The 6,653-nt window shown below is 71.9% G+C and carries 7 protein-coding genes; 3 read left to right on the forward strand and 4 right to left on the reverse strand.

The window, feature by feature from the left end:
• Positions 1 to 28: 28 nt before the first annotated feature.
• The 4 genes from ACFWGZ_RS38295 to ACFWGZ_RS38310 form a co-directional block, all read right to left on the reverse strand.
• A complete protein-coding gene (locus ACFWGZ_RS38295; RefSeq protein ID WP_382456492.1) occupies positions 29 to 736 on the reverse strand; it encodes an anti-sigma factor family protein in 708 nt (235 codons plus the stop codon).
• Complete coding sequence (locus tag ACFWGZ_RS38300; protein WP_382456493.1) at positions 733 to 1,284, reverse strand: sigma-70 family RNA polymerase sigma factor; 552 nt, start codon at positions 1,282 to 1,284, stop codon at positions 733 to 735. The genes ACFWGZ_RS38295 and ACFWGZ_RS38300 overlap by 4 nt, the downstream gene beginning before the upstream one ends.
• Positions 1,285 to 1,402: 118 nt before the next feature.
• Positions 1,403 to 2,326 carry a DUF1996 domain-containing protein gene (locus ACFWGZ_RS38305; protein WP_382456494.1) on the reverse strand — a complete coding sequence of 308 codons (924 nt, stop codon included), beginning with the start codon at positions 2,324 to 2,326 and terminating at the stop codon, positions 1,403 to 1,405.
• A gap of 248 nt (positions 2,327 to 2,574) precedes the next feature.
• Positions 2,575 to 3,120, reverse strand: a complete 546-nt coding sequence (locus ACFWGZ_RS38310; RefSeq protein ID WP_382456495.1) for an anti-sigma factor — start codon at positions 3,118 to 3,120, stop codon at positions 2,575 to 2,577.
• Between the two features lie 202 nt (positions 3,121 to 3,322).
• On the opposite strand from ACFWGZ_RS38310, the gene ACFWGZ_RS38315 reads away from it, so the two are divergent.
• From ACFWGZ_RS38315 to araD, 3 genes are read left to right on the forward strand one after another with little or no spacing between them, the layout of a single operon-like run.
• The gene (locus ACFWGZ_RS38315; protein ID WP_382456498.1) at positions 3,323 to 3,967 is read left to right on the forward strand and encodes a GntR family transcriptional regulator; all 645 of its coding nucleotides are present in this window, start codon (positions 3,323 to 3,325) and stop codon (positions 3,965 to 3,967) included.
• Positions 3,954 to 4,859, forward strand: coding sequence for a dihydrodipicolinate synthase family protein (locus ACFWGZ_RS38320; protein ID WP_382456496.1), 906 nt, complete (start codon positions 3,954 to 3,956; stop codon positions 4,857 to 4,859). Before ACFWGZ_RS38315 ends, ACFWGZ_RS38320 begins: the two co-directional genes overlap by 14 nt.
• Positions 4,856 to 6,562 (forward strand): L-arabinonate dehydratase, encoded by a 1,707-nt coding sequence (gene araD, locus ACFWGZ_RS38325; protein ID WP_382456497.1) that lies wholly within the window; start codon positions 4,856 to 4,858, stop codon positions 6,560 to 6,562. The genes ACFWGZ_RS38320 and araD overlap by 4 nt, the downstream gene beginning before the upstream one ends.
• Positions 6,563 to 6,653: the final 91 nt, after the last annotated feature.

A 6,653-nucleotide genomic window follows, 5' to 3' on the forward strand; every position in this document is an offset into this window, starting at 1 on the left:
GTCCACACGGGACGGCCCCCTCCCCCGGTCACGCCTGGACCGGCACCTCGACGAACTTCTCGCCCGCGAAGTTCTCGACCACCACGGACTTCACGTCCTTGGGGTCGACCAACGCGGAACCGTCCAGGTTCGTGCCCTCGGCGGCGCCCTTCTTGGACACCACCCAGGAACCCGCCTCCTGGCGGCTGCCGTCCTTCGCCACGACGAAGATCCGGCACTTCTCGCCCTCGGGGATACCGCTGATCGCCATGTTCGTCCGCACCCAGCCCGCGGCGGGGACGACCTTCACGGTCATCGACGCCTTGGTGGCGGGGTCGGTGAACGTGGCGAGCTTGGTGCCCGCCGGGTCCGGTGCCACCGTCGGGGTGGGAAGGGCCGTGTTCGCATCGGGCGAAGTGGCCTTACCGACGAAGACTCCGGCGCCCAGCACCAGTGCGGCCACCACGGCCGCCGCGGCACCAAGCGCGAACTGGCGGCGTCGTGCGACACCGCCGCGTTCGGCGCGCACCTGGCGCAAGGTGCGCTGCAACAACAGGTCGCCGCCTTCCGGCGGCCCGTCCAGCACGGCCTCCGGCGGAACCTCGCCGAGGAAGGCCTCCATGTCGCGGAGCTCCGCGACCTCGCGCGCGCAGTCCGGGCAGGACGCGAGGTGCTGGTCCATCTCGCGCACCTCCTGCTCGTCCAGTGCCCCGAGAACGTAGGCACCCAGCAGGTGCTGGTCGTGCTGCGTGGTCATCCGGCCACCCCCTTCAGTGCGACCTTCTGACCGCCAAAGGTCTCCCTCAAGGCTCGCAACGCGTAATACGATCTCGATTTCACCGTGCCCGGTGGCACGCCCAGCGCCTCCGCCGCCTCCGACACGCTACGGCCGCGGAAGTAGATCTCCATCAGCACGTCCCGGTGGTCCGACGAGAGCCGGTCGAGCGCCTCCAGCACCACGACCGAGTCGACGACCTGGTCGGCGTGGTCGCGTTCGACGGGCGGCGTCGCCGGGGACTCCGCCACCTCCTGCGGGCGCGCCGCCCTCGCGCGCACCCGGTCCGTGACGATGTTGCGCGCCACGGTCAACAGCCAGCCGCGCACCGACCCCTTGCCGTTCACGAGGGCGTCGGGATGGCGCCAGGCCCGGACGAGGGTCTCCTGGACCACGTCCTCGGCCGCCGCCCGATCCCCGGTCAACCGCGTCGCGTAGGCCAGCAGAGCCCGACCGTGCTCCTCGTAGAGCGATCGGATCAGCGCCTCGTCGGCCGCGGTCTCCCGTTTCCGGGAGAACAAAGCCGCCATCCACCCACTCCTCCCCGCCCGCGAACACCTCGTGCGGGCGTCCTGTTCAAGACCTCAGCCGTCACACGAGCGGAGGCGGGTCCTGGTTCAACGAAAGACGCAAAAGAACCGGGGCATGTTAGCGGGCACCGTTGAGGTGCCCGGTCAGCTCGTTCATCATCGCCTCCGGCATGACGTTGATGAACATCGCGTGGTCGGTCGCCGGGTCGCGCAGCTCCTCGGGGAAGCTGTCGATCGCGAACGGCCGGCCCGGCGGCACGTCGTAGCCGACGACGACGCGCAGCTTTGGGATCGGGAACGTCTTGGGCGGGCACGCGCCGCCCGCCACCGGGAACACCACGTGCGTGCGGTGCGAGGCGCTGTCGGTGTTGCTGCCGTCCCAGCAGCTGCCGAACTCGTAGCTGCGCACCGTCGTCGCGTTCCCGCAGAGCGGGTACCGCGTCGTGTAGCGGCCCGGCTGGTCGGAACAGCCCCACCTGGCCCGCGTGTTCGGCCCGAAGCCGCTGCTGAACGCCGCCGGGTCGCCGGTGATCAGCCGCAGGAACCGCGGCATCGGCAGCACGGCGCTCACCGGGTTGCCCTCGTACCGGATCTCCACGCTGCGCGGCTGGAGCACCTCGCCGGTGTTGCCGTGCACGCCCCCGCCCTCGGCGTGCGCGTCCGGGCCCGTGCCGTCGGTCAGCCGCAGCACGGGCCAGTAGTAGGTCGAGCGGTCGTCCTTCTCGCACGTCGTCGGCGCGGCCGCGAGCGATTCGTCCGTGGAGCGCGCATCGGCTGACTTGTTGCCCACGTACTCATGGGTGTGGTGCGCGCCGAACGGGATACCTGGTGAGACGACCGGGTTGTCCGCGTTGAGATGACGCTCGGAGTTCGTGCCGCAGCGGACGACGAAGCCCGGCATCTCCTGCTCGTGCGCCACCTGGTCGAGCTCTTCGACGTACCGGTCGGCGCTCGACGTGCCGGACAGCACGATCGCGGCGGCCACCAGCACCAGTACCGCGACCGCCGCCACGGCGGCGGTCACCGGTTTGTTCCGGACCACTGTTACAGCTTGCCAATCGGAGTCGTCGGGGCGACAGGCGGCACTCCTCGCCCCCAGGGCGCCCGTCCGACTTCTCCTACGCACGCCGAAGACGCCCGGTTCAGCCGTGGCCCGAACCGGGCGTCTCAACAGGCGCGGGGAACCGCCGCGGCGGTGGTCCCCCGGCCTTCTAGCCGGCGGTCACCAACGCCCTGCGGTCGTGGTCCACCTGAACCCCGCACACCGCGGTGAGGATCGTGGTCACCGCACTAGCTCGCGGTCACCAGCGGTCTGCGGTCGTGGTCCACCACGCTGACCCCGGCCACGTCGCCCGCCCGCACCATCGCGGACCCGGCCAGCGTCACCTCGCCCGCGTGCGCCCTCCACGAGCCCGCGGTGAAGGTCCGGCCGTCCGTCGTGTGCACGACCAGCCAGCAGGCTTCCCCGTCCTCCACGCCGTCGACGGTGGCCACGAGTCTCAGGCCCCCCTCGGTGTCCGTCACCCGCACGGCCATCTGCGCGCCCTGCTCGGAGGTCCCCTTCAGGACCGCGTCGGTCTCGCCCACCCCCAGTCCCTGGCCCATCCAGACGCCGCCGGCCAGCACGCCGGCGACCACGAAGGTCGAGGTCACGGCCGCGACGCGCCCACGGCGGCGCACGGCCCGGTGTCTCTCCTCGCGGACCGTCCCCAGCGTGCGGCGCAGGAGGTGGTCCGCGTTCGGCGGAGGCCCGTCGAGCGCGGCCTCCGGTGGCAGTTCTTCCATCAGCATGTCGTTCTCGTTCAACTCGTTGGTGCCCAGGACGTTCGGTGCCATGCGCTGGCGGACGCGGCAATGGACACGATCACGCGGAACGATCCACTCACATTTCTCCTACTCCAGTCCCGCGCACAGCGGTGACCAACACCTTCAAAACGAGCCCGCGAGGAAGTTGGTTCAAACCAGATACACGGATTTTCCGCACTCTCCGCCGACCGGTTGACCTGGTGATCTCGCAGCTCCTAGGGTCTCGTATATGATGTATGACCGGCCGGCGGCGCCTCCCGCGTCTCGTACGGACTTTGTTCTTGAATCGATCAAAGAAGCGATTCTCAACGGAAAACTGAAGCCCGGTCAGGCGCTCGTCGAAACGGATCTCGCGGCCTCGCTCCACGTCTCGAAGACGCCGGTGCGCGAGGCGCTCAAGACGCTCGCCGGGTCGGGGCTCGTGCTGATGAGCCCCTACCGGGGCGCGTCGGTCCGCACGGTCGACGCCGCGCTGGCCGCGTCCGTCTACGACGTGCGCCTGCTGCTCGAGCCCGAGGCGGTGCGGCGGGCGGTGCGGCGGGGAGCCGACTTCGGCGAGGCCGCGCGGGCGCTCGAGGACGTGGACGACCTGGCGCGCCGCAGCCTCGCCAACCGCCGGTTCCACCGCGCGCTCTACGCGGGGTGCGGCAACCCGCTGCTGGTCGAGGTGCTCGACGGGCTGCGCGACCAGGCGGCGCTGATCACCGTCGCCGGGTGGGGCCTCCGCGCGACGTGGGACGACGAGGCCGCCGAACACCGCGCGATCCTCGCCGCCGCCGCCGGGGGCAGGGCCGACCTCGCGTTCGAACTGCTGCGCAGCCACATCAGGACGTTCGCCGACCGAGTCACCGAGGAGCTCCCCGATGTCGTTCGATGACCTCTCCGCCCAGCTCGCGTCCGTCGTGGCGATCACCGTCACGCCGTTCGACGCCGACGGCGCGATCGACGAGAAGGGCTACGCCGCGGTCGTGGACAGGATGGTCGACGGCGGCATCTCCGTCGTCACGGCCAACGGCAACACGAGCGAGTTCTACACGTTGTCGCCCGCGGAGACCGAGCGCGCGCTGCGGATCACCGTGGACACCGCCGGCGACCGTGCCGCGGTCATCGCCGGCGTGGGGCACGACATCGCCACCGCCACGGCCGCCGCGCGGTTCGCCGACCGGGCGGGCGCGCGCGGGATCATGATCCACCAGCCGGTGCACCCGTACGTCTCGCTCGACGGGTGGGTCGGCTACCACCGGGCCGTCGCGGCCTCGGTGCCCGAGCTGAGCGCGGTCCTCTACGTCCGCGACCCGCGCGTCGGCGGTGCGCAGATCGCGGCGCTCGTGGACGCCTGCCCGAACGTCGTGGGCGTGAAGTACGCGGTGCCGGACCCGGTGCGGTTCGCCTCCGTGGCGCGGGATGCCGGGCTGGAGCGGCTCACGTGGGTCGCGGGGCTCGCCGAGCTGTCCGCGCCGGGCTACTTCGCGGTCGGCGCCGCCGGGTTCACCTCCGGGCTCGCGAACGTGGCACCGCAGCTGCCGGTGCAGCTGTTCAGCGCGTTGCGGAACGGCGAGTTCGGTGCGGCGATGGAGCTGTGGGAGTTCGTCCGCGGGTTCGAGGAGCTGCGGGCGGCGGACGGGTCGGCGCACAACGTCTCCGTCGTGAAGGAGGCGCTGGCGCAGCTCGGGTTGTGCCTCCGGGACGTGCGCCCGCCCGCGAGCACCCTCGACGAACCCGGCCGGAGCGCGGTCGGCGTGCTGCTGAACGCGTGGGGCCTGCTGTGAGGCTGCGCAGCAGCGAGTGGTTCGACGGCGAGGGGCTGCGGGCGTACTCGCACAACGCCCGCCTGCGCCAGCTCGGCGTGAACCGCGACGAGCACCTGGGCAAGCCCGTCATCGCGATCCTCAACACGTGGAGCGGCATCAACCCGTGCCACATGCACCTGCGCGAACGGGCCCAGCAGGTCGAGCGCGGCGTCTGGCAGGCGGGCGGGTTCCCGCTGGAGTTCCCGGTGTCGACGCTGTCGGAGACGTTCCAGAAGCCGACGCCGATGCTCTACCGGAACCTGCTCTCGATGGAGGTGGAGGAGATCCTCCGCTCCTACCCCGTCGACGGCTGCGTGCTGATGGGCGGCTGCGACAAGACGACGCCCGCGCTGGTCATGGGCGCGGCCTCCGCGGGGCTGCCGGCGGTGTTCGTGCCGGCCGGGCCGATGCTGCCCGGGAACTGGCGCGGCCGGGCGCTCGCGTCCGGCACGGACATGTGGCGGTTCTGGGACGAGAAGCGGGCGGGCACGCTCTCCTCCGGCGACTGGGCGGAGATCCAGGAGGGCCTCGCCCGCTCCCCCGGCACCTGCATGACGATGGGCACCGCGTCGACGATGACCGCGGCCGCCGAGGCGCTCGGCCTCACCCTGCCCGGCGCGTCGTCGATCCCGGCGGTCGACTCGGCGCACCACCGGATGGCGGCCGCGGCGGGGGCGCGGGCCGTCGAGATGGTCCGCGAGGGCCTGACGATCGGCGACGTCCTGTCCCGCGAGGCCTACGAGGACGCGGTCAGGACCGTGCTCGCGCTCGGCGGGTCGACGAACTCCTGCATCCACCTGGTCGCGATGGCGGGCCGGTCGCAGATCCCGTTGTCCCTCGACGACTTCGACCGGCTCTCGCGGGAGGTCCCGGTGCTCGCCTCGGTCCAGCCGGCCGGCGAGCACCTGATGGAGGACTTCCACCACGCGGGCGGGGTGCGCGGCCTGCTGTCGCGGTTGCGCGGGTCGCTGCACCTCGACCGGGTCACGGTGACCGGGCGGACGTTCGGCGAGGACCTCGACGGCGCGCGGGTGCACGACCCGGCGGTGATCAGGCCCCTGGACGACCCGCTCTCGCCCGAGGGCGGCCTGGCCGTGCTGCGGGGGAACCTGGCCCCGGACGGCGCGGTGATCAAGTACGTGGCGGCCGACCCCGCGCTGTGGCGGCACACCGGGCCCGCCGTGGTCTTCCACGGCTACCGGGACCTGCAGGCGCGGATCGACTCGCCGTCGCTCGAGATCACCGGGGACTCGGTGATCGTGCTGGCCGGCGGCGGCCCGCGGGGCGGGCCCGGCATGCCGGAGTACGGGATGCTGCCCATCCCGGACCGGCTGCTGCGGGAGGGCGTCCGGGACATGGTGCGCGTGTCGGACGCGCGGATGAGCGGAACTTCCTACGGCGCCTGCGTTCTGCACGTCGCGCCGGAGGCCCACGTGGGTGGCCCGCTGGCGCTGGTGCGCGACGGCGACCTGGTGACGCTCGACGTCGCGGCGCGCGTCCTGCGGGTGGAGGTCTCCGACGAGGAGATGGCCCGGCGCCGCGCCGCGTGGGCACCGCCGCCGCCGAAGTTCGAACGCGGGTACGGCGCGCTCTACTCCGAGCACATCACGCAGGCCGACAAGGGCTGCGACTTCGAGTTCCTCTCGAGGCCGGGCCGCAACCCCGAGCCGAACGCCCACTAGTTGTACTGACCTGAGAGGTTGGGAACGCGGCTGGCGGGTGGTTGGCCGTTGAGTGCGGTGTGACCGCGGTGGTGATTGTAGGTGTGTAGCC

Source organism: Lentzea sp. NPDC060358, from assembly GCF_042725365.1.
Lineage (GTDB): Bacteria > Actinomycetota > Actinomycetes > Mycobacteriales > Pseudonocardiaceae > Lentzea.

What these genes read in the sequence shown, in the direction of transcription:
- ACFWGZ_RS38295 (WP_382456492.1), bottom strand. Translation starts at nt 736, where the DNA reads ATGACCACGCAGCACGACCAGCACCTGCTGGGTGCCTACGTTCTCGGG.
- ACFWGZ_RS38300 (WP_382456493.1), bottom strand. Translation starts at nt 1,284, where the DNA reads ATGGCGGCTTTGTTCTCCCGGAAACGGGAGACCGCGGCCGACGAGGCG.
- ACFWGZ_RS38310 (WP_382456495.1), bottom strand. Translation starts at nt 3,120, where the DNA reads ATGGCACCGAACGTCCTGGGCACCAACGAGTTGAACGAGAACGACATG.
- ACFWGZ_RS38315 (WP_382456498.1), top strand. Translation starts at nt 3,323, where the DNA reads ATGTATGACCGGCCGGCGGCGCCTCCCGCGTCTCGTACGGACTTTGTT.
- ACFWGZ_RS38320 (WP_382456496.1), top strand. Translation starts at nt 3,954, where the DNA reads ATGTCGTTCGATGACCTCTCCGCCCAGCTCGCGTCCGTCGTGGCGATC.